Below are 24,342 nucleotides of genomic sequence, written 5' to 3'. Positions count from 1 at the left end.
TTGCGGATTGTTATGGTTTTTTTGCGCCGCCCAGTACGGTCTGCGGCTGCCATTTGCCGTCAACCACCCGGTACAGGGTGAAGCTCGGCTGTTGCAGGTTGCCCTGCGAATCGAACGCAATGGTGCCGGTGACGCCCTGATAATGAATGGCGCGCAGCTTCGGCAGGTAATCGGCCGGATCGGCGGACCCCGCCTGTTCGATGGCGGCAATCAGTACCCGGGTGGCGTCGTAGGCGAACGGCGCATGCAGTTCGATATGAGTTTTGTAGCGGTCGCGGTAAGCCTGCTCAAAGGCCTTGCCACCGGGCATCTGTTCCAGCGGCAGCCCGGGCTCCAGCGCCACTACGCCTTCACCTTCTTTCTGCGCCAGCGTCAGGAAGGTCTGGCTGACAAACCCGCCGGCGCCCATCAATGGGGTATTCATGCCCAACTGCTTGATGCGTCGGGCCAGCGGTGCGGCCTGCGAGTCGACGCCACCGAAGAAGATCAAATCGGCGTTCTTGCTGCGTACGGTGGTCAGCACCGCGCTAAAATCGACGGTCTTGTCGTCGACATATTCGCGCGCTACCGGCTGTATGCCCTGAGCCGCCAGCGACTTGATAAACTCATCCGCCAACCCCTGGCCGAACGCGGTACGGTCGTCAATCACCGCAATGCGCTTGGCTTTCAACTGCTGGACGGCATAGATCCCGGCGTAATTGCCGCCATCGTCGTCATGGCCCATCACGCGGAAACTGGTATCAAACCCCTGTTGAGTATAGCCATGACCGGTGGCGACCGGCGCGACCTGGGCAATCCCGGCGTCGTGGTAAATGCGCGCCGCCGGAATGCTGGTGCCGGTGTTCCAATGGCCGACGACGCCGACCACGCCTTCGTCCACCAGGCGTTGCGCCACCGCGACGGCGGTGCGGGGATCGGACTGGTCATCCTCGGACAACAATTTAAAGGTGACCGCTTTGCCATTCAGCGTCGGTTTCTGGGCGTTGGCATCGGCGATTGCCAACTGTGCGCCGTTTTCCAAATCTTTGCCGATACGGGCAGAAGGGCCGGTGAGCGGGCCGGCCAGACCGATCAGAATGGTTTCATCGGCCAGCGCCGACGAGGCGGCACCCAGGCTGACCAGAACGGCGGCGGCCAGCGCCAGCGGCTTGAAGCGAGTGATGTTGTGCATGTAAAACTCCCGGTGTGGTTAAAAGTAAAAACGGTTATTCGCCCAAATAGGCTTGTTTGATTTTTTCATCGTCCAGCAGATCGGCAGAGCGACCGCAGTGGCTCAGGTTGCCGCTGTCCAGTACGTAGGCTCGATCGGTCGACGCCAGCGCCAGCCGGGCGTTTTGTTCCACCAACAGCAGGGTGACACCGTCACGTGAAAGGCTTTTTATCACCTCGAAAATGGACTCGACCACGATGGGCGCCAACCCCATCGATGGCTCATCCAGCACCAACAGGCGCGGGCGGCTGAGGAGTGCACGACCGATCGCCACCATCTGCTGTTCGCCGCCGGAGAGTAAGCCGGCCTGCTGGCGTAGCCGTTCGCGCAAGCGAGGGAAAAGGGTGCACACCTGCTCCAAATCCTGTCGTACCGCCGGTTTGTCACGGCGTGAGTAAGCGCCAAGTTGCAGGTTTTCCAATACTGTCATGCGGGCAAAAATTCCCCGGCCCTCCGGCACCATCACCAGCCCCTGTTGCAGCAAGCGATGCGGTGGCACGCCGCGAATGGAACGGCCGTCGAACAGGATTTCACCTTCGAACGGCTGCAGGCCGGTCAGCGCGCGCAGGCTGGAGGTTTTGCCTGCGCCGTTGGCGCCGATCAAAGTCACCTGTTCGCCGCTGTTCACGGAAAAATCGATGCCTTTCACCGCATGGATGCCGCCGTAAGACACTTTTAACCCTTTGACCGTCAGCAAGGATTCAGACATGGGCGGCCCCTCCCAGATAGGCGCGGATCACCGCCGGCTCGCGCCGTACCTGTGCCGGTTCGCCTTCGGCGATGACTTTGCCGTAGTCGAGTACCGTCAGACGGTCGCACAAGCCCATCACCAACTTGACGTCGTGTTCGATCAATAACAGGGTTTTGCCGCTTTCGCGGATGCGTTGCAGCAGATCGCGCAGCGCCACTTTCTCGGCGGCGTTCATCCCGGCGGCGGGTTCATCCAGCGCCAGCAATTTGGGGTCGGTGGCCAATGCCCGGGCAATTTCCAACCGTCGCTGATGGCCATAGGACAGATCGCCGGCGCGATAATGGGCGAACTGACTGATGCCAACGTACTCCAGCAGCGCGTGGGACTTTTCCCGCGTGGCCTGTTCTTCCTGCCGGGCACGCCGGTGGCGTGAAATCGCCGCCCACAGGCCGTTGCGGGTGCGCAGGTGGCAGCCGACCATCACGTTTTCCAGCACGCTCATCTCATTGAACAAGCGCAGATTCTGGAAGGTGCGGGCGATGCCTGCCTGCACCACCTTGTCGATAGCCTGCGGCTTGTAGCGTTGTTCCAGCAGGCGAAACTCACCGCTGTCGGCGCGGTACAGGCCGGTAATCAGGTTGAAGCAGGTGGTTTTTCCCGCGCCGTTCGGCCCAATCAGGCCGTAAATCTCGCCCTGACGGATGCTGATGCTGACGTCGTCCACCGCGGTTAAGCCGCCAAAGCGTTTACTGACGTGGCTGAGTGTGAGTAGCGATGTCATAAAGCGGCTCCTGGTTGATGACGTGCCGGCCACAGGCCCGCCGGGCGATACAGCATCACCAGGATCAGCGCCAGCCCGTAGAACAGTTGGCGAATGATTTCCGGGTCGATCCACACCTGGCCAAACAGCGCCTGTTGCAGTGGCCCCATGGTGCTGCGCAGCAGTTCAGGCAGGGCGGCCAGCAGCAACGCGCCGAGGATCACGCCGGGGATATGGCCCATGCCGCCCAACACCACCATCGCCAGCACGGCGATCGACTCTTGCAGCGTGAAGGATTCCGGCGAGACAAAACCCTGGAACGCGGCAAACAGCGCCCCGGCAATGCCGCCAAAGGTTGCCCCTATGGCAAAGGCCAACAGCTTGAAATTACGCGTGTTGATGCCCATCGCCCGTGCCGCGTCTTCATCTTCGCGAATGGCGGTCCAGGCCCGGCCGACCCTGGAATGCTGCAGGCGCAGGCAGACAAACAGGATCAGCAGCAGCAGGGCGGCGAACAGGTAGTAATAGAGATACAGCGATGAAAAGCGGATGCCAAACCACTGGTGCATACCCGAGAACTTCAGGCCGAACAGCGAAACCGGGTCGATGCCGGAAATCCCCTTCGGGCCGTTGGTGATGTTGAGTGGCCGGTCCAGATTGCGCATCAGAATACGCACGATTTCGCCGAACCCCAGCGTGACGATCGCCAGATAGTCGCCGCGCAGTCGCAGCGTCGGTGCCCCCAACAGAATGCCGCACAGCGCCGCCAATACTGCCGCCAGCGGGATCAGCAGCAGGATCGACAAATGCAACCCATCCGGGAACCATTGCAGCAGCAGGGGAAACTGCTCGGTCAGGTGCGGCGACGACAACAAGGCGGTCAGATAAGCGCCTACCGCGTAAAAGGCGATGAATCCCATGTCCAGCAAACCGGTGAGGCCAACCACGATGTTCAGTCCCAGTGCCAGCATCAGGTAAAGCAAGGCGAAATCAATCACCCGCACCCAATAGTTGCCGCCGGCGGCACCGGCCACCCAGGGGGCCAGCAGCAGGCCGAGCATAAACAGTGCCACGCCCAGTCTGGCGCGGCGTGGGGTATCGGTGGGCTGTATGGCGGTCAGAATACTCATCTTGTGTCCTCAGGCGCGGGTGGCGACGCGTTCGCCCAATAGCCCGGATGGGCGAAATACCAACACGGCGATCAAGATCAGGAAGGCAAAAACGTCCTGATAGTTGCTGCCGAAGGTGCCACCGGTCAGTTCACCGAGATACCCGGTGCCCAGCGACTCGAACAACCCCAGCAGCAGACCGCCGAGCATGGCGCCGCGCAGGTTGCCGATCCCGCCCAACACGGCGGCGGTGAAGGCTTTGATGCCCGGCAGGAACCCCATGGAGAAACCGGCATTGCCGTAGTTGCTGGCCATCATGATGCCTGCCACTGCTGCCAGCGCACCGCCGAGGGCGAACGTCAGGACGATGATGCGGTTGGGATCGATGCCCATCAGGCCGGCGACCTGCGGGTTTTCTGCCGTGGCGCGCATGGCACGACCAAAGCGTGAGTGTTCAACCAATAACAGCAACCCGGCCATCACCAGCAGTGCAATCGCCAGCGTGGCGATACCCGTGCCGGTGATCACCGCCGGTGCGTGGTCGGCGCTGCCCTGGGTCAGGGCGATAGGATCCATCGGCAGCAGTTGCGGGAACATCAACGGATTGCGCGACCAAATCAGCATCGCCAGCGTTTGCAACAGCAGCGAAACGCCAATCCCGCTGATCAACGGGGCCAGACGTGGGGCATGGCGCAGACGACGATAGGCCAGACGCTCAATGCTCATCGACACCAGCGCGCAGACCGCCATGGCAACCAGCGCCGCCAGCAACAGCACGACGTACGGCGACAGCGCAGGAAAATGATGCTGCAACACGCCAATGGCGGACAGGGCGCTCAACGCACCGACCATCAGCACATCGCCGTGGGCAAAATTGATGATGCGCAGAATGCCGTACACCATGGTGTAACCCAGGGCGATCAGCGCATAAATGCTGCCGAGCATCAGTCCGTTGACGGTCTGCTGTACCAGCGTATCCATAGGAGGGAGTCCCGAAAAATGATGATTCAGGAAGCTCACAGTAGAGAATTAAAAAAAATTGTAAAATACGGAAAAATAATTTCTTATACAGAAAATGTGTGTTTTTAATTATTTGATTTATTTGTATATTAATTTTTAACCGTCGCCAATTTTTCAGCAAAATAGTCAACATATGAAAAAAACAGAACAATACGATGCGTCGTTGCCGAACGATCCGCCGCTGCGTGCGGTACGGGCATTTGAGGCTATCGCCCGCCTGGGCAGTATTAGTGCCGCCGCGCAGGAGCTGGCGATATCGCCTTCGGCAGTCAGCCATCAGCTCAAAACGCTGGAGGCCTTTTTGCAAATGCCATTGACCGAGCGCCAGGGGCGCCGGTTAATCCTGCGCAACGAAGGGCGGGATTATTACCGTTCGATCCGTTCGGCATTTAACGTGCTGCGTCAGGCGACGGAGCAGGTACGCGAGCAATCGGCTTCCCGGCAGGTCACCATCAGCCTGATCCCGTTGTTCGGCATGGGCTGGTTCATTCCGCGCCTGCGTGGCTTTCTGCGCGAAAACCCCGATATCGACATTAACGTGGTGTACGCCAACCACCGCAATTACCTCAGCGATGCCGCAGATATCTCGATCCGCTTCGGCTCGGGCCAATGGAGCGGTTATCGCAGCGAAAAGCTGATGTCCGGCAAAATGGTACCGGTGTGCAGCCGTGGCTTTATCAAGCTGCACGGGCTGCTGGACACGCCGGATCAGCTCTCGCCGCTGCCGTTGTTGCACGACGAAGAGCGTGCGACCTGGATGCAGTGGTTTCAGTTAGCGGGCGTCAAGCGACCGCTGCGCAGTACCGGGCCGATGTTTGAAGATGGCTTGCTGACGTTGGCGGCGGTGCAGGCGGGCTTAGGCTGTGCGCTGATGCGCGAGCCCCTGATCGAACCCTATCTCAACAGCGGCGAACTGGTTAAGTTGTTCGATCTGGCGATTGACGACGGCCGCGACTATTACCTGTGCGTGCGACAAGACAATGAACTGTCGCCGGAGGGGTTGAATTTGCAACGCTGGCTACTTAAAGAGGCCGGGAACTGAGTGCTCCCCGCCAAGATGAGCACGCGCTAACCGCCTGAACTGACTATCCTGAATAGACCGCGATGGATTATTCAGGAGACTTCCATGACCGCAGGGAACGAATCGGAACAGACGCCGAAAATGAGCCTGCCGCTGCTGGCCGGTGGTGCGCTGGGGGTAGTGTTCGGCGATATCGGCACCAGCCCGCTGTATACCCTGAAAACCGTGCTGTATCTCTCGGGCGATGCGCCGTCCGCGCCGGTGATCCTGGGCCTGCTGTCGCTGATTTTCTGGACGCTGGTGATCGTCACCTCGCTGAAATACGCCATGTTTGCCATGCGCATCGATAACCGCGGCGAAGGCGGCATTATGGCGTTGATGTCGTTGCTGGTCAGCAAGAAAAAGGCCCGGCCGATGGTGCTGTTTGCCGGCCTGTTCGGGGCGGCGCTGATCTACGGCGACGGGGCGATTACCCCGGCGATTTCGGTGCTGTCGGCGCTGGAAGGGCTGAACATCGTGCTGCCCGAATCGAAACCCTATATTTTGCCGGCGGCAGTGCTGATCCTGGTGAGTTTGTTCGCCATTCAACCCTTGGGTACGGCACGTATCGGCAAAGTCTTCGGGCCGATCATGGCGCTGTGGTTTTTCTCTATCGCCGTGCTGGGCATTTGGGGCATCCTCCAGCATCCGGCGGTGTTACTGGCTTTGAACCCGCTGTACGGCATTAATTTTTTGTTTTCCAATGGGCTGACCAGCTTTCTGGTGTTGGGCGGAGTGTTCCTCTGCGTCACCGGGGCGGAGGCGCTGTATGCCGACATGGGGCACTTTGGCAAAAAACCGATTTGGCTGGCCTGGTTTGGCATCGTCTTCCCCAGCCTGCTGCTGAACTATGCCGGACAGGCTGCGCTGATCCTCTCCGGTGCCGACGTGACGCAGAACATCTTCTTCCGCCTGTGCCCGCCGATGCTGCAAATCCCGCTGGTGATCCTGGCGACCTTGGCCACCATCATCGCCAGCCAGGCGATCATCAGCGGCGCCTTTTCCATGACCCGTCAGGCAATCCAGCTTGGCTGGCTGCCGCGCCTGCGGGTGAAGCAAACCACCGAAGAGAGCTACGGGCAAATCTACATCAGCGCGATTAACTGGTTGCTGATGGCGGTCACGGTGTTTTTGACGGTGTTCTTTAAATCTTCCGATAATTTGGCCGCCGCTTACGGTATCGCGGTTTCGCTCACCATGATCATGACCACCGGGTTGCTGTTTGTGGCGATGCGCGAGGTCTGGCGCTGGGGAGCCTTCGCCAGCCTGCTGGTTGCCGGAGGCTTCTTCATTGTCGATCTCAGCTTCCTGGTGGCGAATCTCAGCAAGGTGATGCAGGGCGGCTATGTCCCGTTGCTGCTGGCCACGCTGGTGTATGGCGTGATGTTAATCTGGCACCGTGGGGTACTCGCGGCCTCCCGTACTTTGGGGGAGAAGAGCCTGCCGTTGCCGGATTTTCTGGCCCATCTGGAGGAACGTAACATCCCGCGGGTGCCGGGGACGGCGATCTTCCTCACCCGCACGTTGAGCGGTACGCCGCCGGTGATGAAATGGCACGTTAAGCGCAACGGTTCGCTGCATGCCAATGTATTGACGCTGCATATCATGATTGTTAACGAACCGCGGGTGGAGAATGCCGAACGCTTGGTGATACGCCAGCTGTCACCGGGGTTCTGGTGTGCCGTCGCCAGCTATGGCTTTATGGAGCGGCCCAATATTCCACGCTTATTGCAGCATGCGGAAGCCCGGAAAACCGGGTTGAACTTTGACGACGCCACCTATTATCTGGGGCATGAAACCGTGGTGCGCCGCGAGGCCAACGGCCGGTTACCGGCCTGGCAGCGCAACATTTTTGCCCTGATGGTGCGCAACGGCATGCACGTGACCGATTATTATTATTTGCCCAGCGATCAAGTGGTGGAGATCAGCCGCCGGGTACCGGTTTGAGCCGCTTGGCTATAGGTTAAAAGCAATGGTTATTTAACCGTTGGCGCGCAAAGGGGTAAATTGCCGTGGCAGCGAAGGGCGCTGCTTGCTGATGAAGGACTTATGTCATTATTCGATCTTACTGCGCTGGCCGCCGACTTGCCGCAGGCCTGGCGCTCCAGCGTGCTTGGGCAGGTGGGCGCGGCCAACATTAAAGTGTTGCGGATGGATCAGCGTGAGATTGCCGATGAGGTCCACGACTATCACGAGGGATTATTGGTGATCGCCGGGCAGCTGCGGCTGGAAGTGCAGGGCGAGGCCATTACGGTCAACGCCGGGCAACTGTATCAGGCCGCTGCAGGTGTGCCGCATCGGGTGCTGGCGGGTAGCCACGGCACTTTGGTGATTTTTGATTTGCCGGAGTGATCAATCCAGCGCCGTTAGCGCAATGTTGACCGCCGCCGCTAATCTTGCCCGGCTGACGCCATCGCGCGCCTGGACCGACAAACCGTGCAGGAAGGCGGCAAAATAGTCGCCAAGAGCGTCGGCATCGGTATCGGGCGGCAGTTCGCCACTGGCTACGGCGGCGTGCAGCCGGTCAATAATGCCTTGGGTGCGCAGCAGGCGGTGTTCCGCCAGCCAGGTTTTGATCCCGCTGTTTTCATCGCTGACGCTGGCGGCGGAAGAAACCACCATGCATCCTTGCGGCAGATCTGCACGGCTGTAGAGCGTGACCGCTTCGTCCAGCAGGCGTTTTATCGCTGCGCGCACGCTGTTTTCCTCACTGAAAGCGCGTTCGGCAAATCCACCCTCGTGACTCTCGTAGCAGGCGATGGCTTCGCGGAACAGCAACTCTTTCGAGCCGAACGCTTTATAAATACGCGCGGAGGCAATACCCAGCTCGGCCACCAAATCCGACATCGAGGTGCCTTCATACCCCTGACGCCAAAATAAGTCTCGTGCCTTCAGTAACGCCTGTTCACGGTCGAATTCGCGCGGTCTGCCTGCCATTGTTCAATTCCTGGTTACCTGTCGTTCAGCGAAACAGGATCGCTTAAATCCCTTGTAATACCAACGAGTTTTTAAAATTCGCTTGCTGAAGCATTCATTTGAGCCTATTGTTTGTCAATCGACAAACAATAGGAGTTTACGATGAAAACCCTGAAAGGTCCAAGCCTGCACCTCGCCCAATTCAGTGACGAAGCGGCCCCGTTCAACAGCCTGCCGACGATGGCCCGGTGGGCGGCGGAAACCGGTTTTAAAGCCCTGCAAATCCCGGCATGGGACAGCCGCCTGTTTGATCTGGCCACTGCGGCAGAAAGCCAAACCTATTGCGACGATCTGATCGGTATGTTGGCGGAACAGGGGTTGGTGATCAGCGAATTGACCACCCATATTTTCGGGCAGTTAATGGCGGTGCACCCGGCTTATGACGCGCTGTGCGACAGCTTTGCGCCACCAGCACTTCGCGGCAACCCGCGGGCGCGCAGCGAGTGGGCGCATCAGCAACTGTTGCTGGCGCCAAAGCCTCTGCGCGGCTGGGGCTGACTGACATGGGCACCTTTTCCGGTTCGTTGGCCTGGCCTTATTTATTCCCGTTCCCACAGCGCCCGGCGGGGCTGATCGAAACGGCTTTCGATGAGTTGGCCAAACGCTGGTTGCCGGTGCTCAATGCCTGCGACGAACAGGGAGTGAACCTGTGTTATGAAATCCATCCCAGCGAAGATCTGCATGATGGCGTGACCTTTGAAATGTTTCATCAGCGTGTGGGCGGTCATCCGCGCTGCCAGATCCTGTTCGACCCGAGCCATTTCGTGCTGCAACAGCTGAACTACCTGGATTACCTCGATATTTATAAGGACTTCATTCGCATGTTCCACGTCAAGGACGCCGAATTCAATCCGACCGGACGGCAGGGTATTTACGGCGGCTACCAGTCGTGGGCCGACCGCGCCGGGCGTTTCCGCTCATTGGGTGACGGTCAGGTGGATTTTAAGGGCATCTTTTCCCGGCTGACACAGCATGGCTATGCAGGCTGGGCGACGCTGGAATGGGAGTGCTGCCTGAAGCACCCGCAGGACGGGGCCCGCGAAGGTGCCGCCTTTATTCGTGACCACATCATCAACGTCACCGACAAGGTGTTTGATGATTTTGCCGGTGCGCCGGTTGACCAGCAGCAAATCAATACCTTGCTTGGCCTGCGCTGAGCCAGGCTATTCCACCACGGAGAACACCCATGACACTGCAAAATAACGGGCCCATGCCAAATGGACCTGAGCCGGAACACGTCTATGCGCGGGTAAACGGCAACCGCATTCACTGCGTCACGTTGGGCGAAGGGCCGCCGGTGTTGCTGATCCCGGGTTGGCCACAGACCTGGTTTACCTGGCGTCACGTGATGCCGGCGCTGGCGGCGGCCGGTTTTAAAGCGATAGCGGTAGACCCGCCAGGGATTGGCGATTCGGACAAGCCGATCGGAGGTTATGACACCGGCAGCATTGCCGCGACGCTGCACCAGACCATGCTGCAATTGGGGCATGAACGTTATCAACTGGTCGGCCATGACATCGGCATGTGGATTGGCTATGCGATGGCGAGCGATTTTCCGCAGGCGGTCACCGGCTTGGTGCTGACGGAGGCGGTTATTCCTGGTCTGGCCCCGGCACCACCGATTTTTGTCCCGGCAGATCAAAATATTTTCCTGTGGCACTTCATGTTCAATCAACTGGCGGATCTGCCGGAGGCGTTGACGCTGGGCCGCGAAAGGGAATATCTCAGCTATATCTTTAACCGCTGGTCCTATCGCCGCGATCGGGTGGCGGCGGAGACCTATATCGCTGCCTATTCGGCCCCGGGTAGCCTGCGAGCCGGTTTTGATTACTATCGCGCCATTCCGGAAACCATCCGACAAAACCAGCGGCGAGCAGCGACCCGGCTCAGCATGCCGGTGATGACCATTGGTGCAGAACATGCTACCGGCGATGCCCCCTTTGTCACGCTGCGCGATAACGCCGTTGACCTGCGTGGCGAAACCGTTGCCGGCTGCGGCCATTTCATTACCGAGGAATGCCACGAGGAATTTATCGCGCTGGTGATCCCTTTTTTGCAGGGGAGCCAGGTTAATGCCGCTTGATCCGCAGATTGCCCGTTTTCTGGCGGAAACGGCGGGGGCGGCCGTGCCCGGATCCCTGAGTGAAATGCGGGCCGCAGCGCAGGCCGGGCTGTTGGCGCTGCAGGGTGAAGCGGAAGCCGGTGGTGAAGTTCGGGATGGCGGGGTGATTGCCGACGACGGCCAACTTGTCGCCATTCGCGCCTATACGCCGTTGGACGCGGTGCCGGGTGAACCTTTGCCCGCCATGCTGTACGCCCACGGCGGCGGCTGGTGCCTGGGATCCCTGGCGTTGTATGACCGGCCTTGTCAGGCATTGGCCAATGCTACCGGGCGGCGGATCCTGTCGGTGGATTATCGCCTGGCACCGGAACATCCCTATCCACGGCCGCTTGAGGACGTGTATCAGGCACTGTGCGGCGTGGTTGAGCAGGCCGATGAGTGGGGCATTGACGCGGCGCGTATTGCGGTAGGGGGCGATAGCGCCGGCGGCAACCTGGCGGCGGCCGTGGCGTTATTGGCGCGCGACCGAAAAGGCCCTCTGATTGAGCATCAACTGTTGCTGTATCCGGCATTGAGCCGGGCGATGGAGTCCGCCAGCTACCAGGAGTACGCGCAAGGGTACTTTTTGACGCGGGAAGTGATGGCGTTTTGTTGGAACATGTATCTGGGCACGGCGAATGAGCAACCGGATCCTTACGCAGAGCCACTGCATGCCCCAAGGTTACAGCAGTTGCCCCCCGCGACCATTCTGAGTTGCGAATACGATCCGTTGCGCGATGAAGCCGATCATTATGCGCTGCGGTTACGGGAAGCGGGCGTCGAAGTGCGTTGTGAGCGGCTCCCGGGCATGGTGCATGCCTGCATTCATATGCTGGGTTTAACCCCGGCCGCGCGAATGTTGTTCGAACGGGCGGGTTAACGACACAACCCCCTCTGCGGAGGGGGTATACCCGCGAAGCCTGGCCAAAGTTGCCGCACGTCCCCTCTATTTGCCTCAAAAATGACAGAAAGGCAGTGCAGTCGCGGATGAAATTATCTACTATCATCCTATCCCCCCCGATAGGATATAGCTATGCACATGCATGAGACACACCCTGACATCATCAAGCGCTTAAAACGCGCGACCGGCCATCTGGCCAGCGTTATTGGCATGCTCGAAAGTGGCAGGACATGTCTTGATATTGCCCAGCAGCTTCAGGCGGTTGAAAAAGCCGTGGTCAATGCCAAAAAAACGCTGATTCACGACCATCTTGATCACTGCCTGGACCATGCCGTAAAGGCTGATGGGGAAGTGTCTCCGGATGTCATCCGTGAGTTTAAAGAGATCACCAAGTATCTTTGAGATTAACCATGACCGACTTTTCTGCTCTCTTGCAACAAGGCATGGGTAACGCCTGGCTGTTCGTCCCCAGCGCTATTTTGCTTGGCGCTCTGCACGGCCTTGAACCCGGACACTCCAAAACCATGATGGCCGCTTTCATTGTGGCCATTCGCGGCACGATGAAACAGGCGGTTCTGTTGGGGCTGGCTGCGACTGTCTCGCATACGGCGATAGTGTGGTTGATAGCTTTTGGCGGCATGTATTTGAGCCGTCAGTTTACCGCAGAGGCGACGGAGCCTTATTTTCAACTGGTTTCCGCTGTGATTATTCTGGGCACCGCACTTTGGATGTTTTGGCGTACCTGGCGTGGTGAACAGCAGTGGAAAGCCGAACAAGCTTACGAGCATGAGCATCAGGGGCATGACGAATCACACCTGATTGATACGGGCCATGGACGCGTCGAACTGTCGATTTTTGAAACAGGCATGCCGCCGCATTGGCGTCTGAAAAATGTCGCTGGGCAACACTGGGGCGCGAAATCGGTCACGGTGACCACTTTACGCGAGAAGGGCTTGGCGCAGATTTTTGCCTTCGAGGAAAAAGACGGCTTCCTGCAATCCGTGCATGCTATTCCCGAGCCGCATAACTTCACGGCACGCTTATCGTTAGGCCACGGTGGGCATTCCCACGACTATGATCTTGAATTCAAAGAACATGACCATCACCACGATCACGATCATTCGGCGTTGGAAGGATTGGACGTCTCTTCGCAGGAATATCAGGATGCCCATGAAAAAGCGCATGCCAACGATATCAAACGTCGCTTTGCCAATCAGAATGTGACCACCGGCCAGATTATTCTCTTTGGCTTGACCGGTGGGTTGATCCCATGCCCTGCGGCAATCACCGTCCTGCTGCTGTGCATTCAGGTGAAGGCATTCACCTTGGGCGCGGCATTGGTGCTCTGTTTCAGCATAGGTTTGGCAATCACTCTGGTGGTGGTGGGCGTCGCTGCCGCTTATAGCGTCAGGCAGGCGACAAAGCGCTGGAGCGGCTTCAACACCTTGGCTCGCCGCGCCCCTTACTTTTCAAGCATTCTGATTGCCGCCGTGGGGATCTACATGGGGTTCCACGGCTGGACAGGTTTGATGAACTGATGTGGGTTCGGTTGACATGAAAAAGCCCGAGTCCAGTGGGGTACCGAACTCGGGCCTCATTGGCCGCGCTTAATGCAAACTAAGGTCAGTTCGCACGTTTTTCACCGCAGGATAATCAACGGCCGGCGACGGTAACAAAGCGGGTTTCCAGATAGGATTCGATCGCTTCGCTGCCGCCTTCGGTGCCGTGACCGGAGTCTTTTACCCCGCCAAACGGCGTTTCAGGCAAGCCGAAACCGATATGGTTGATGCTGAGCATGCCGCTTTCCACATCGCGTCCCAACGCCGTCACCGTAGCGATGCTGCGGCTGTAGGCGTAGGCCGCCAGACCGTAAGGCAGGCGGTTAGCCTCGGCGATGGCTTCCTCATAGGTGGCGAACGGACGCAGCAGGGCCACCGGACCAAAGGGTTCTTCAGACATCGCACGGGCACTCAGGGGGACGTCGCGCAATACCGTCGGTTCAAAGAAATTGCCGACGCCCGCCACGCGGTTGCCGCCGGTCGTGGCTTTGGCACCCTGAGCAATTGCATCCTTCACAAAGGCATCAATGGCTTCAACGCTGCGCTGCAGCACCATCGGGCCCATGGTTACACCTTCCTGCAAGCCGTTGCCCAGCTTGATGTCGCGCACGGCGGCGGTGAATTTCTCGACAAAGGCTTCATAAACGCCTTGCTGGATCAGAAAGCGGGTTGGGGCGATACAAACCTGACCGGCGTTGCGGAACTTGGCCAACGCCAGCTCTTTGGCGGCGGCGTCGAGATCGGCGTCGTCAAAAACCAACACCGGCGCGTGGCCGCCCAGTTCCATGGTGGCTTTCTTCATGTGCTGACCGGCCAGCGCCGCCAGATGTTTACCCACGCGGGTGGAACCGGTGAATGAGATTTTGCGAATGGTCGGGTGCGGGATCAGGTACTCGGAGATCTCCGCCGGGGTACCGTACACCAGCGCGATCACGCCGGCTGGGACGCCGGCATCGGCAAAGGCTCTGATCAGCTCTGCCGGTGAGGCAGGGGTTTCTTCCGGGCCTTTCACAATGATCGAACAGCCTGCTGCCAGCGCGGCAGACAGCTTGCGTACAATCTGATTAATCGGGAAGTTCCACGGGGTAAACGCGGCAACAGGTCCAACCGGCAGTTTCAGGGTTTGCTGCTGAACATCGCGGCTGCGGGACGGGATAATTTGGCCGTAGGTGCGGCTGGCTTCGCCGGCAAACCAGTCGATCACGTCCGCCGAGTTAAGAATTTCAACCTTGGCCTGCGCCACAGGTTTGCCTTGTTCCTGGCTCATGATGGCGGCGATCTTCTCTGCACGCTCACGCAACAACGCTGCGGCCTTGCGCATCAGGTTTGCACGCTGATAAGCGGAGGTTTCGCGCCAGACTTTAAAACCGCGTTCGGTCGCGGCCAGTGCCAGATCAAGATCGGCGGCGGCGGCATGCGCCACGCTGCCGATCACCTCATCGGTAGCGGGGTTGGTGACCGGCGTGGTTTTGCCGGCGACCGCGTTGCGCCATTGTCCATCGATATAGAGTTGAGTATCTGGATACATGTTGCCTCTTACTTTCAAGGGGTTAAAAATGGGTTTCCCGTTCTGCGGCGGGATAATCAAGACGCCGGTACTGGTTTGCAGACACCGAACGCCGAGTAAAATACCCTACGCTGAATGCGCACCAGCGTCCAGAAAACCGCGTAGCGCACTACTCAAAGGCTGTGCTGAATGGATGACCTGACCGTTTCGATATCAATATACTGGGCAACACTCAGGATGCTTTTTCATGTACTGTCATGATAAATACCAGTGGGTTCTCCCCCCGGTTTTCATAGAAATGAGGAATGTCAGTTCTGGCCGTTGCCGAACAACCGGTTTTCACCAAATACAGGTGGTCCTTTACGCCCAGTGTGAGCGTGCCCGTCTGAACATAAAATAATTCGAGCGTCCCTTCCGTGTGGCCAGGTGAAGCAAACTTTTCCCCCGGCTGCATTTCCCACATCCAGAGTTCCGTCATATCGGGGCCACCAGATCCTGCGAGCAGCCTTGCTCGCCCGCCTTTTTCGCCTTCCCACAATTCTGGGATCTCATCTTCAGCAATAAGATGCACAGTTGGTTTTGAACTGACATCCACAAAATCAGCCACTGAAACTCCCATCGCGGCAGCCAGGCGACATAGCAGGGCAATGCTCGGATTCGCCCTGCATCCCTCAATCTCAACCAGCGCCCCCTTGCTGACGCCCGCCCGACGAGACAGCTCATCGAGTGATATTTTCTTTTGCTTACGATACAGCTTAATCCGCTGAGATACGGCTTCATTCACCGTGCTGACAATTGTGTTTGCATCGGTCATTAAATTGACTTTTTTGGTCATCGGTCATTATCATGGAGTAAATTGGTCATTAAAGGATTATCACGTGTTAACAGTATCTCCGTCAATTGCCCCTGAAATTTATCGTATCGCTCCCGGCTTTCGGGCACTCAGTATTTACGTAAAAGCCGCGCCGGTGCTGAACCCTGGTATTGGAGACACGGCGCTGCGAGAAGCATGTGAAGCAGTTCTGGCCGGTGAGCCTGAATGGACGGAATCTCATCTGGCCGCATGGGCTGAGGTTTTTCAAAAGTTTGGCGCTAAACCCAAACGCACACCTTGTTCAGCTGATGCGTTACGTAAGCGCGTATTACGTGATGGAACGATGCCAGCGCTGGATCCCATTGTTGATCTTTATAATGCCGTTAGTCTCCGCTACGCCGTTCCGGTTGGTGGCGAAAACATAGCTGCCTATCAGGGGGCACCACGTCTGGTTGTGGCAAAAGGCACTGAGCCTTTTGATACCGTAAAAGAAGGTGAAACCGCCGCTGAATATCCTTCGCCAGGCGAAGTTATCTGGTGTGATGATACCGGCGTGACTTGCCGCCGCTGGAACTGGCGGCAGGGGATCAGAACCCGCCTGGATGTGAAAGCTCAGCAAATGTGGTTCATTCTGGAGAGTCTGCCGCAGATGCCGCTGGAGAAGCTTCACGAAGCCGGGAAGATGCTGACCGACGGCCTTGAAAAAATGATGCCCGGTCTGTGGTTTGATGTGGCTCTCATCGAAGAGCAATGCCAGTAATATCATTCAGGAGAAACACAATGTTCACTGGCTTGTCTTCTTTTCCGTTAACCCCGATCACCGCCAGCGGCGTCGACGAACAAGGGTTCAGTAAGATTCTGGCCCGCCTTACGGCGGCCCGTGTTGATTCGATGGGCATTCTGGGTTCAACCGGAAGCTATGCGTATCTGACCCGGGAGCAGCGCAATCGCATCGCTACTCTGGCAAAACAGCTTGCTGGAGATATCCCTGTGATGGTGTGTGTGGGGGCGGTCAGTACCGATGCCATCCTGCATCTGGCAGAGGATGCGCAGGCAGCTGGCGCGGATGCCCTGTTGCTTCCGGCCATCAGCTATCAGCCACTCCGTGATGAAGAGGTCTTCGCACTTTTTGAGACGGTGACACGGCACGCGTCTGTTCCGGTTTGTGTCTATGATAATCCGGGCACCACGCATTTTACCTTTACGGATGAACTGCATGGTCTACTGTCATCACTGGATGGGGTTCGTTCTATTAAGATCCCGGGCGTCCCTGGCAGCCCGGCAACGGCCACTGAACGGGTGGATGCGCTACGCAAACATCTTCGTCCGGGAGTGACAATCGGTATCAGTGGAGATGCTTATGCCGGGTTGGGATTAAATGCAGGCTGTGAGGTCTGGTACTCCGTGTGCGGAGGTTTGTTCCCGGAAACAGCAAAACAGATCACGGAGGCAGCCGCTGCACAGGATCATGCCCGTGTCACGGCACTGACAACACGACTGGAACCGTTGTGGGCGCTGTTCCGTAAACATGGCAGAAGTATTCGCGTTATTGCCGCTGCCGCCGGCGTGCTTGGACTGACCGATACGGATTGTTTACCTCGACCTCTTCAGCCACTGTCGGCGGATAATATCGCGGATATTGCCAGGGTGATAAGCGCACTGGAACTGAAATAATCCCTCCATTGGACTGGCAGTCTGCTGGTCCTTGAGAAAACTGATCGGGCAATACTTTTCACGCCCCCTCAGTGAGAGGTATGACTATAACTTGACCATAGAGACATTGTTTCCTTTTACTTTCAAGTGGTTAAAGATGGGCTTCCCATTCTGCGGCGGGATAATCAAGACGCCGGTACTGGTTTGCAGACACCGAACTCCGAGTAAAATACCCTACGCTGAATGGGCATCAGCGGCCAGAGAACCCCGTGGCGCACTACTCAAAACCGGCGACTTTGACTATCATATCGGCACCAGCGGCAAAGAAGCAGGGCGGTACGGTGCAGGGTGTTCCACAACAGTTTCCCTTTGAAAAAGACAGCGCGCAGTTTCGGCATTTGCCGCAGGTGCCGGGCGTTGAGCTTTATCATGCCCATATTGAGCGCTATGCTTTTGAGCCACACACGCACAATGCCTTCGCCATCGGCACCGTCGATTTTGGTGCCGAGCGTTTTCGCTACCGGGGCGCGCAACATCTGGCTGCACCGGGTTCACTGGTATTAATGAACCCGGACGAGTTGCACACCGGCGAGGCGGAAACCGCCGGTGGCTGGAACTACCGGATGCTGTATCTGGAGCCGGACACGCTGGAGTTGCTGTCCGGCGAGCAGGGGTTCTGGTTCACCGATGCGGTGCGTGAGGATCCGCAGGCGGCGCAGCAATTGTCCGCAACGTTGGCCGCGCTGTGGCAAGCCCGTGATCCGCTGACCATTGACGATTTGCTGATGCAGGTCATCGCCATCTTCCGTCCGCATATCCAGGCGGCCCGGCCGCTGAAAGCGGAACCGGCGCACCGTTTTGATATCGTCAAAAGCTATCTGCACGATAACTTTGCCTCCGCCATCACGCTGGATCAGCTGGCGGCGCTGGTTTCGCTCAGTCCTTATCATTTCTTGCGTAAATTCAAAGCCCAATACCACGTCTCCCCGCAGCAAATGCTGATGGCCATTCGTCTGTCGCAGGCGAAATTGATGCTGGGGCGCGGTATGCCCGCGGCGCAGGTGGCCGCCGCCGCGGGGTTGACCGATCAGGCCCATTTGACACGCGCTTTCGCTAATCGTTACGGCGTCACGCCGGTGCGTTATCAAAAACAGGTCATCCCCCGCTAAAACAGCAAGCTGCTACAATATTCCTCCACCAAAGTCGGCTAGCCTGATCTCTAACGCCTGCCAGTTGGGTGTCTCCCTCTCCCAAAGGAGAGGGGACTTGAGCCTGACCTCAGGTTTTAATCACGGGTTCTGATGGAGTCACTATGTTTGTTGGCGTGTTATTTGCCTTGTCTGCCGGGCTGATGTGGGGGCTGATTTTTGTCGGCCCGGTGTTGATCCCTGAATACCCTGCGGCCCTGCAGTCTACCGGTCGTTACCTGGCTTTTGGCCTGATTGCCTTGCCGTTGGCGTGGTTTGATCGCCGTCGCCTGAAAAAGTTACATCGTAACGATTGGCGGGAGGCGTTAAAACTGACGGCAATTGGTAACCTGTTGTATTACCTGTGCCTGGCCAGCGCCATTCAACGCACCGGCGCACCGGTGTCCACCATGATTATCGGCACGCTGCCGGTCGTTATCTCGGTCACCGCCAACCTGTTTTACAGCCGACACGATGGCCGGCTTTCCTGGCGTAAACTGGCACCGGCGCTGGTGCTGATTGCCTGCGGGCTGGCGTTGGTCAACGTTGCCGAACTGCAGGGCAACGCGGGGCCGGTCGATGTCTGGCGCTATACCAGCGGCCTGGGTCTGGCGCTGTTGGCGGTGGCCTGCTGGACCTGGTTTCCACTGCGCAATGCCCGTTGGTTGCGGGAAAATCCGAGCCAAAGGCCCGCCACCTGGGCTACCGCGCAGGGCCTGGTGACGCTGCCGCTGGCGCTGCTCGGCTATCTGGTGGTGTGTGGCCAATTGGCTTTTACCCAGCCGGAGTTTGCGTTGCCGTTCGGGCCACGACCGCAAGTGTTCATTCCATTGATGATAGCTATTGGCATGCTGTGTTCGTGGATTGGTGCACTGTGCTGGAATGAGGCGAGCCAGCGCCTGCCGACGGTGTTGGTGGGGCCGCTGATCGTGTTCGAAATTCTGGCGGGCTTGGCTTACACCTTTATGCTGCGTCAGGCCTGGCCGCCACTGTTGACGCTGGGCGGTATTGCCTGCCTGATCATTGGGGTGGTGTATGCAATGCGGATCAAGCCGCAGCCGGTGGTGATCAGCGTGGGAGCCAAGGAGTGATGCCTGCCGCTGAGCGCGGCAGGCCTTGGGCTTACTTTTTACTGTGGTGAATGATCTCTTCGGCCACGTTACGCGGTGCCTCTGCGTAGTGGCTGAATTCCATGGTGTAGGTGGCGCGGCCCTGCGACATCGAGCGCAGGGTGGTTGAATAGCCGAACATTTCGGACAGCGGCACCTTGGCGTGAATTTCCTTGCCGCCGCCGCCCGCGATATCTTCCATTCCTTGCACCAGACCGCGTCGTGACGACAAATCTCCCATCACGCTACCGGCATAATCCTCCGGCGTCTCCACCTCTACTGACATGATAGGTTCGAGGATCACCGGATCCGCCTGACGGCAGGCCTCTTTAAAGCCGAAGATGGCGGCCATGCGGAAGGCTTGTTCCGAGGAGTCGACGTCGTGGTAAGAGCCGAAGGTCAGATGCACTTTGACATCCACCACCTGATACCCCGCCAGCACGCCATTATTCAGCGCTTCCAGCACGCCTTTTTTCACCGCCGGGATGAACTCGCCGGGGATCACGCCGCCTTTGATCTCATCGAAAAATTCAAAGCCTTTGCCCGGTTCGTTCGGTTCCACCGTAAACACCACGTGGCCGTATTGGCCCTTACCGCCGGACTGACGCACGAACTTGCCTTCCACGTCGGTGACACGCTTGCGGATAGTCTCGCGGTAAGACACCTGCGGTTTGCCGGTGGTGGTCGCCACGCCAAACTCACGGCGCATACGGTCGACGATAATCTCCAAATGCAGCTCGCCCATGCCGTAAATAATGGTCTGACCCGACTCTTCATCGGTACGCACGCGGAATGACGGATCCTCGGAAGAGAGACGTTGCAGCGCGATGCCCATTCGTTCCTGGTCGGCTTTGGTTTTCGGTTCAATCGCCTGGGCGATCACCGGTTCCGGGAACACCATTTTTTCCAGCGTGATAATGGCGTTGGGATCGCACAGGGTGTCACCGGTGGTCACGTCTTTCAGGCCCACACAGGCGGCGATATCGCCGGCGTGCAGTTCTTCGACATCCTTGCGATCGTTGGCGTGCATCTGCACGATGCGCCCAATACGCTCTTTTTTGCCTTTCACCGGGTTGTAGACGCTGCTGCCTTTGGCCAAGACGCCGGAATACACCCGCACAAAGGTCAATTGACCGACGAAGGGGTCGGTCATCAACTTGAACGCCAGCGCCGAGAATTTCTCATCGTCAGACGCCCGGCGGATCACGATATTGTCGCGCTCGTCATGGCCCTCCATTGGCGGAACGTCGAGCGGCGAGGGCATCAGCTCAATCACCGCGTCCAGCATGCGTTGCACCCCTTTATTGCGGAATGCCGAGCCGCACAGCATCGGCTGAATTTCACCGGCCACGGTACGCAGGCGCAGACCGCGAACGATCTCTTCTTCGCTTAGCGGTAGCTGATTGAGGTATTTGTCCATCAGCTCTTCCGAGCCTTCGGCGGCGGCTTCGATCATTTTATCCCGCCACTCTTGCGCCAAATCGCGCAGGTCAGCCGGGATCTCCTCAAAGCTGAAACTCATGCCCTGGGTCGCTTCGTCCCACAAAATGGCTTTCATGCTCACCAAATCCACCACGCCGGTGAAGTGGTCCTCGGCGCCAATCGGGATGACGATCGGCACCGGATTGGCCTTAAGACGCTCGATCATCATTTTGCGCACGCGGAAGAAGTCGGCGCCGACGCGGTCCATTTTGTTGACGAACGCCAGCCGCGGCACCTTGTATTTATTGGCCTGACGCCAGACGGTTTCCGACTGCGGCTGCACGCCGCCCACCGAGTCGTAGACCATGACCGCGCCATCGAGTACGCGCATGGAACGCTCAACCTCAATGGTAAAGTCCACGTGCCCGGGGGTATCGATAATATTGATGCGGTGCTGCGGATAATTATGCTGCATGCCGTTCCAGAAACAGGTGGTCGCCGCGGAGGTAATGGTAATACCGCGTTCCTGCTCCTGTGCCATCCAGTCCATGGCGGCGGCGCCGTCGTGCACTTCGCCCAGCTTGTGACTGACCCCGGTATAAAACAAAATCCGCTCGGTGGTGGTGGTTTTGCCGGCATCGATGTGCGCCGAGATGCCGATATTGCGGTAGCGTTCGAGGGGGGTAGTACGTGCCATAATTAACCTTTCTTAGCCGCATTAAAGAAGGGCGGCTTTAAACAGTATGAATAATTATGATAATCCTCTGTGGGTTATCTCCGGACGGGTGAATGATTGCACCGGTCACCCACTAATCGTAGTTGATGAAGGGGTTTTTACTTAACGATGGTTGCGATAGGTTTTATCGTTGTGGTTCGCGGTTCCGCTTCCATTACGCCACTCCAGTAAAGCGGGACTAATGTGACGAAACATAGACAGATGCCGGCTGCGCAGGCGGCACCGCGAAATGACATTGCATGCGTTTGATTTCTTCTGCCGGTGGCAAACCAAACAAGCGTTTGAACTCACGGTTAAACTGCGAGGCGCTTTGATAGCCGACAGCGTAACAGGCTGCGACGGCCGTCATTTCCTGACGCACCATTAATATGCGTGCCTGATGCAAACGCACAGATTTCACATATTGCATCGGAGACTGGTTGGTGATGGTTTTAAAATGAGTGTGAAACGTCGGTACGCTCATACTGGCTATCGCTGCAAGCTGACCCAAGGTTAGCGGCTGCGCATAGTGCGAATGTATATGGCTCAAGGCTCTCCCTATTTTGCCGAATTTCCCCTGTAATGTCAGAGCCGCCCGTAATGCGCTGCCCTGCGGGCCGGTCAATACGCGATAATAAATCTCACGCACCAGTGACTTGCCGAGTATCACTGCATCAAGTGGATGGTTCAGCACGTTAAGAAAACGCAGTATGGCGTCACCTAAACAGGCATCGACTGAGCTCGACATCATGCTCTGCGCCGCCCGGGCTTCAAAAGGAACCGCCTGCTGTTCCAGTTGCAACATTAATTGTGTCGCAATATTGAAATCAAGATGCATATAGATCGCCAGCAGCGGATGTTCCGCCGATCCGCTGGATTCCATGGTAAAGGGGACCGGCACTGACACCGCCAGGTAATGCTGTTGATCGTAAACATAGATTTGATCACCGAAAAAACCGCGCTTCGTCCCCTGGCATACAATGACGATCCCAGGGTCATACAGTACTGGCGTACGTGCCAGTGGACGATCGGATCGCAAGATGCGTACATCGGGTAGTGCGGTAAGGTTGTAGCCTTCCTGCGGGGCTAAGGCTTGCAGCAATTGCACCATTTTCTGTTGTGATTTTTCTCTGCTCATAAAACTTAAAACTCATAATATTGGGCAATAAATACAGATTATAAGGCCTTAAAACTCTTTAGTGTCGAGAATATTATGTCATTTCATATATATTCGCGGAGAGCAGTAAATGGCTGATTCAAAAACGATATTAATTACCGGGGTATCCAGTGGATTAGGTCGTGCACTGGCGCAGGCGGCGCTGGCCGATGGCTATCGGGTCATCGGCACAGTGCGTACCGCCTCGGCGAAAACGGCGTTCGAAGCTTTACATCCGAATAATGCCTTTGCCTACGTACTGGATGTCACTCATTACGTTGACATGGATGACGTGGTTTCCGATGCCGAGACTCAAATCGGGCCGATTGATGTACTGGTCAATAATGCCGGTTACGGGTATGAAGGCGTAATGGAAGAATCCCCGTTGGATGAAATGCGCCGTCAGTTTGACGTGAATGTCTTCGGGGCTGTAGCGATGATCAAGGCGTTATTACCCTTTATGCGACAGCGACGTCGCGGCCATATTATCAATATCACCTCAATGGGCGGTTACATTACCATGCCCGGCATCAGCTATTACTGCGGCAGTAAATTTGCACTGGAAGGGATATCGGAGACATTAAGCAAAGAGCTTGAACCCTTTAACATTCATGTGACTGCGGTGGCTCCGGGATCGTTTCGCACCGACTGGGCCGGTCGTTCGATGATACGCAGCTCTCGTAGTATCACGGACTATGATGCGTTATTCGATCCCATTCGCCAGGCTCGTGAGGAAAAAAGTGGTAAACAACTCGGCGACCCGGTTAAAGCAGCCCAGGCTATGTTGAGGTTGATTGAAAGCCATAATCCACCGACGCATTTGTTGCTAGGAAGCGATGCGCTAAACCTGGTGCAGCAAAAGCTTGCCGCGTTGAGTCAGGAGATCGCCCAATGGGAAGAATTAACAAAATCGACGGATGGTTGATGGTGGCTTGATTGGCAGGGCGCATGGGCATGTTCTTTCCGCCGCCGGCCAGTTGGTCAGTGACTCCGCGATTTGGCGATGTTTGCCATCGGGATTGCTGACAAAATCGTGTGCATATCCTCGCACATTGAGGGTGAATAAGGTGGGTTAGGATTGTTCTGGCCCACGTTTTATTATTTTCTGGCGAAATGTTTTTTCTAAATGTTTCATCAACGACGAGCCAGATTTTCACCCGAGGATAAAAAACCACGCCTATACTGCCTCCCGTAGTTTATATGCAGTATCTCGTTTGGCGAGGCTCCTATACAAACACAGGTTACTGATCTGACGACATCGAGAGATGCCCAAGGTTAAGACAGGCTTTATCGGATTAAGGTTCAGCCCAAAGTAACTTCTGATGTACACATCAGATACGTTGTATAGTGCTAAAACCTGGACGCGGAGATAGGCTTTCTGCACTCCCTCTG

22 protein-coding genes, 1 pseudogene and 1 riboswitch are annotated in these 24,342 nt (G+C 57.2%); of the genes and pseudogenes, 13 read left to right on the top strand and 10 right to left on the bottom strand.

Annotated elements, in window-relative coordinates:
• Positions 1 to 10: 10 nt before the first annotated feature.
• Genes ACGS9J_RS00605 through ACGS9J_RS00585 form a run of 5 tightly spaced genes read right to left on the bottom strand, consistent with a single transcriptional unit; the run spans position 11 to position 4,751 of the window.
• Entirely contained in the window at positions 11 to 1,171 is a 1,161-nt protein-coding gene (locus tag ACGS9J_RS00605; RefSeq protein ID WP_442229181.1) for a branched-chain amino acid ABC transporter substrate-binding protein, read from the bottom strand.
• 34 nt (positions 1,172 to 1,205) lie between these two features.
• A complete protein-coding gene (locus ACGS9J_RS00600; RefSeq protein ID WP_442229180.1) occupies positions 1,206 to 1,919 on the bottom strand; it encodes an ABC transporter ATP-binding protein in 714 nt (237 codons plus the stop codon).
• Positions 1,912 to 2,682, bottom strand: coding sequence for an ABC transporter ATP-binding protein (locus ACGS9J_RS00595; protein ID WP_442229179.1), 771 nt, complete (start codon positions 2,680 to 2,682; stop codon positions 1,912 to 1,914). The genes ACGS9J_RS00600 and ACGS9J_RS00595 overlap by 8 nt, the downstream gene beginning before the upstream one ends.
• The gene (locus tag ACGS9J_RS00590; RefSeq protein ID WP_442229178.1) at positions 2,679 to 3,791 is read right to left on the bottom strand and encodes an ABC transporter permease subunit; all 1,113 of its coding nucleotides are present in this window, start codon (positions 3,789 to 3,791) and stop codon (positions 2,679 to 2,681) included. Before ACGS9J_RS00590 ends, ACGS9J_RS00595 begins: the two co-directional genes overlap by 4 nt.
• Before the next feature lie 9 nt (positions 3,792 to 3,800).
• On the bottom strand, positions 3,801 to 4,751 hold the full coding sequence (locus ACGS9J_RS00585; protein WP_442229177.1) for a branched-chain amino acid ABC transporter permease: 951 nt from the start codon (positions 4,749 to 4,751) through the stop codon (positions 3,801 to 3,803).
• 172 nt (positions 4,752 to 4,923) lie between these two features.
• On the opposite strand from ACGS9J_RS00585, the gene ACGS9J_RS00580 reads away from it, so the two are divergent.
• The 3 genes from ACGS9J_RS00580 to ACGS9J_RS00570 all read left to right on the top strand — a co-directional run bounded on the left by ACGS9J_RS00580 (position 4,924) and on the right by ACGS9J_RS00570 (position 8,202).
• On the top strand, positions 4,924 to 5,832 hold the full coding sequence (locus tag ACGS9J_RS00580) for a LysR substrate-binding domain-containing protein (protein ID WP_442229176.1): 909 nt from the start codon (positions 4,924 to 4,926) through the stop codon (positions 5,830 to 5,832).
• A gap of 84 nt (positions 5,833 to 5,916) precedes the next feature.
• On the top strand, positions 5,917 to 7,797 hold the full coding sequence (locus tag ACGS9J_RS00575) for a potassium transporter Kup (protein WP_442229175.1): 1,881 nt from the start codon (positions 5,917 to 5,919) through the stop codon (positions 7,795 to 7,797).
• A gap of 102 nt (positions 7,798 to 7,899) precedes the next feature.
• A complete protein-coding gene (locus ACGS9J_RS00570; protein ID WP_442229174.1) occupies positions 7,900 to 8,202 on the top strand; it encodes a cupin domain-containing protein in 303 nt (100 codons plus the stop codon).
• On the opposite strand, the gene ACGS9J_RS00565 is transcribed toward ACGS9J_RS00570, so the two are convergent.
• Positions 8,203 to 8,787 carry a TetR/AcrR family transcriptional regulator gene (locus tag ACGS9J_RS00565; protein WP_442229173.1) on the bottom strand — a complete coding sequence of 195 codons (585 nt, stop codon included), beginning with the start codon at positions 8,785 to 8,787 and terminating at the stop codon, positions 8,203 to 8,205.
• Positions 8,788 to 8,928: 141 nt separating this feature from the next.
• Here ACGS9J_RS00565 and ACGS9J_RS00560 point away from each other — a divergent pair.
• From ACGS9J_RS00560 to ACGS9J_RS00540, 5 genes and pseudogenes are all read left to right on the top strand, one after another.
• Positions 8,929 to 9,983, top strand: a pseudogene (locus ACGS9J_RS00560) (sugar phosphate isomerase/epimerase family protein).
• Between the two features lie 29 nt (positions 9,984 to 10,012).
• Positions 10,013 to 10,909 carry an alpha/beta fold hydrolase gene (locus tag ACGS9J_RS00555; protein ID WP_442229172.1) on the top strand — a complete coding sequence of 299 codons (897 nt, stop codon included), beginning with the start codon at positions 10,013 to 10,015 and terminating at the stop codon, positions 10,907 to 10,909.
• Positions 10,899 to 11,807 (top strand): alpha/beta hydrolase, encoded by a 909-nt coding sequence (locus tag ACGS9J_RS00550; RefSeq protein WP_442229171.1) that lies wholly within the window; start codon positions 10,899 to 10,901, stop codon positions 11,805 to 11,807. The genes ACGS9J_RS00555 and ACGS9J_RS00550 overlap by 11 nt, the downstream gene beginning before the upstream one ends.
• 153 nt (positions 11,808 to 11,960) lie before the next feature.
• Positions 11,961 to 12,230: a metal-sensing transcriptional repressor gene (locus tag ACGS9J_RS00545; RefSeq protein ID WP_442229170.1), complete on the top strand. Its 270-nt coding sequence runs from the start codon at positions 11,961 to 11,963 to the stop codon at positions 12,228 to 12,230.
• A gap of 8 nt (positions 12,231 to 12,238) precedes the next feature.
• The gene (locus ACGS9J_RS00540) at positions 12,239 to 13,366 is read left to right on the top strand and encodes a nickel/cobalt efflux protein RcnA (protein WP_442229169.1); all 1,128 of its coding nucleotides are present in this window, start codon (positions 12,239 to 12,241) and stop codon (positions 13,364 to 13,366) included.
• A 115-nt stretch (positions 13,367 to 13,481) separates the two neighbouring features.
• On the opposite strand, the gene ACGS9J_RS00535 is transcribed toward ACGS9J_RS00540, so the two are convergent.
• A complete protein-coding gene (locus ACGS9J_RS00535; protein WP_442229168.1) occupies positions 13,482 to 14,915 on the bottom strand; it encodes an NAD-dependent succinate-semialdehyde dehydrogenase in 1,434 nt (477 codons plus the stop codon).
• A gap of 211 nt (positions 14,916 to 15,126) precedes the next feature.
• Positions 15,127 to 15,729: a helix-turn-helix domain-containing protein gene (locus tag ACGS9J_RS00530; RefSeq protein ID WP_442229167.1), complete on the bottom strand. Its 603-nt coding sequence runs from the start codon at positions 15,727 to 15,729 to the stop codon at positions 15,127 to 15,129.
• Positions 15,730 to 15,772: 43 nt separating this feature from the next.
• On the opposite strand from ACGS9J_RS00530, the gene ACGS9J_RS00525 reads away from it, so the two are divergent.
• The 4 genes from ACGS9J_RS00525 (at position 15,773) to ACGS9J_RS00510 (ending at position 19,639) form a co-directional block, all read left to right on the top strand.
• Positions 15,773 to 16,468, top strand: coding sequence for a B3/B4 domain-containing protein (locus ACGS9J_RS00525; RefSeq protein ID WP_442229166.1), 696 nt, complete (start codon positions 15,773 to 15,775; stop codon positions 16,466 to 16,468).
• A gap of 20 nt (positions 16,469 to 16,488) precedes the next feature.
• A complete protein-coding gene (locus tag ACGS9J_RS00520) occupies positions 16,489 to 17,382 on the top strand; it encodes a dihydrodipicolinate synthase family protein (protein WP_442229165.1) in 894 nt (297 codons plus the stop codon).
• Between the two features lie 320 nt (positions 17,383 to 17,702).
• On the top strand, positions 17,703 to 18,530 hold the full coding sequence (locus ACGS9J_RS00515; protein WP_442229951.1) for an AraC family transcriptional regulator: 828 nt from the start codon (positions 17,703 to 17,705) through the stop codon (positions 18,528 to 18,530).
• 143 nt (positions 18,531 to 18,673) lie between these two features.
• Positions 18,674 to 19,639 (top strand): DMT family transporter, encoded by a 966-nt coding sequence (locus tag ACGS9J_RS00510; RefSeq protein ID WP_442229164.1) that lies wholly within the window; start codon positions 18,674 to 18,676, stop codon positions 19,637 to 19,639.
• A 31-nt stretch (positions 19,640 to 19,670) separates the two neighbouring features.
• On the opposite strand, the gene fusA is transcribed toward ACGS9J_RS00510, so the two are convergent.
• Positions 19,671 to 21,776 carry an elongation factor G gene (gene fusA / locus ACGS9J_RS00505; protein ID WP_442229163.1) on the bottom strand — a complete coding sequence of 702 codons (2,106 nt, stop codon included), beginning with the start codon at positions 21,774 to 21,776 and terminating at the stop codon, positions 19,671 to 19,673.
• A gap of 217 nt (positions 21,777 to 21,993) precedes the next feature.
• Positions 21,994 to 22,932 carry an AraC family transcriptional regulator N-terminal domain-containing protein gene (locus ACGS9J_RS00500; protein ID WP_442229162.1) on the bottom strand — a complete coding sequence of 313 codons (939 nt, stop codon included), beginning with the start codon at positions 22,930 to 22,932 and terminating at the stop codon, positions 21,994 to 21,996.
• A gap of 109 nt (positions 22,933 to 23,041) precedes the next feature.
• Here ACGS9J_RS00500 and ACGS9J_RS00495 point away from each other — a divergent pair, with 109 nt between their 5' ends.
• The gene (locus tag ACGS9J_RS00495; protein WP_442229161.1) at positions 23,042 to 23,875 is read left to right on the top strand and encodes an oxidoreductase; all 834 of its coding nucleotides are present in this window, start codon (positions 23,042 to 23,044) and stop codon (positions 23,873 to 23,875) included.
• A gap of 277 nt (positions 23,876 to 24,152) precedes the next feature.
• Positions 24,153 to 24,326: riboswitch (M-box (ykoK) riboswitch) on the top strand.
• The last annotated feature ends 16 nt before the right edge of the window (positions 24,327 to 24,342 follow it).

Origin of the sequence: Serratia quinivorans (assembly GCF_052113645.1) — a bacterium.
Taxonomy (GTDB): domain Bacteria; phylum Pseudomonadota; class Gammaproteobacteria; order Enterobacterales; family Enterobacteriaceae; genus Serratia; species Serratia quinivorans_B.
This window is presented reverse-complemented; position numbering and strand designations above follow the sequence as displayed.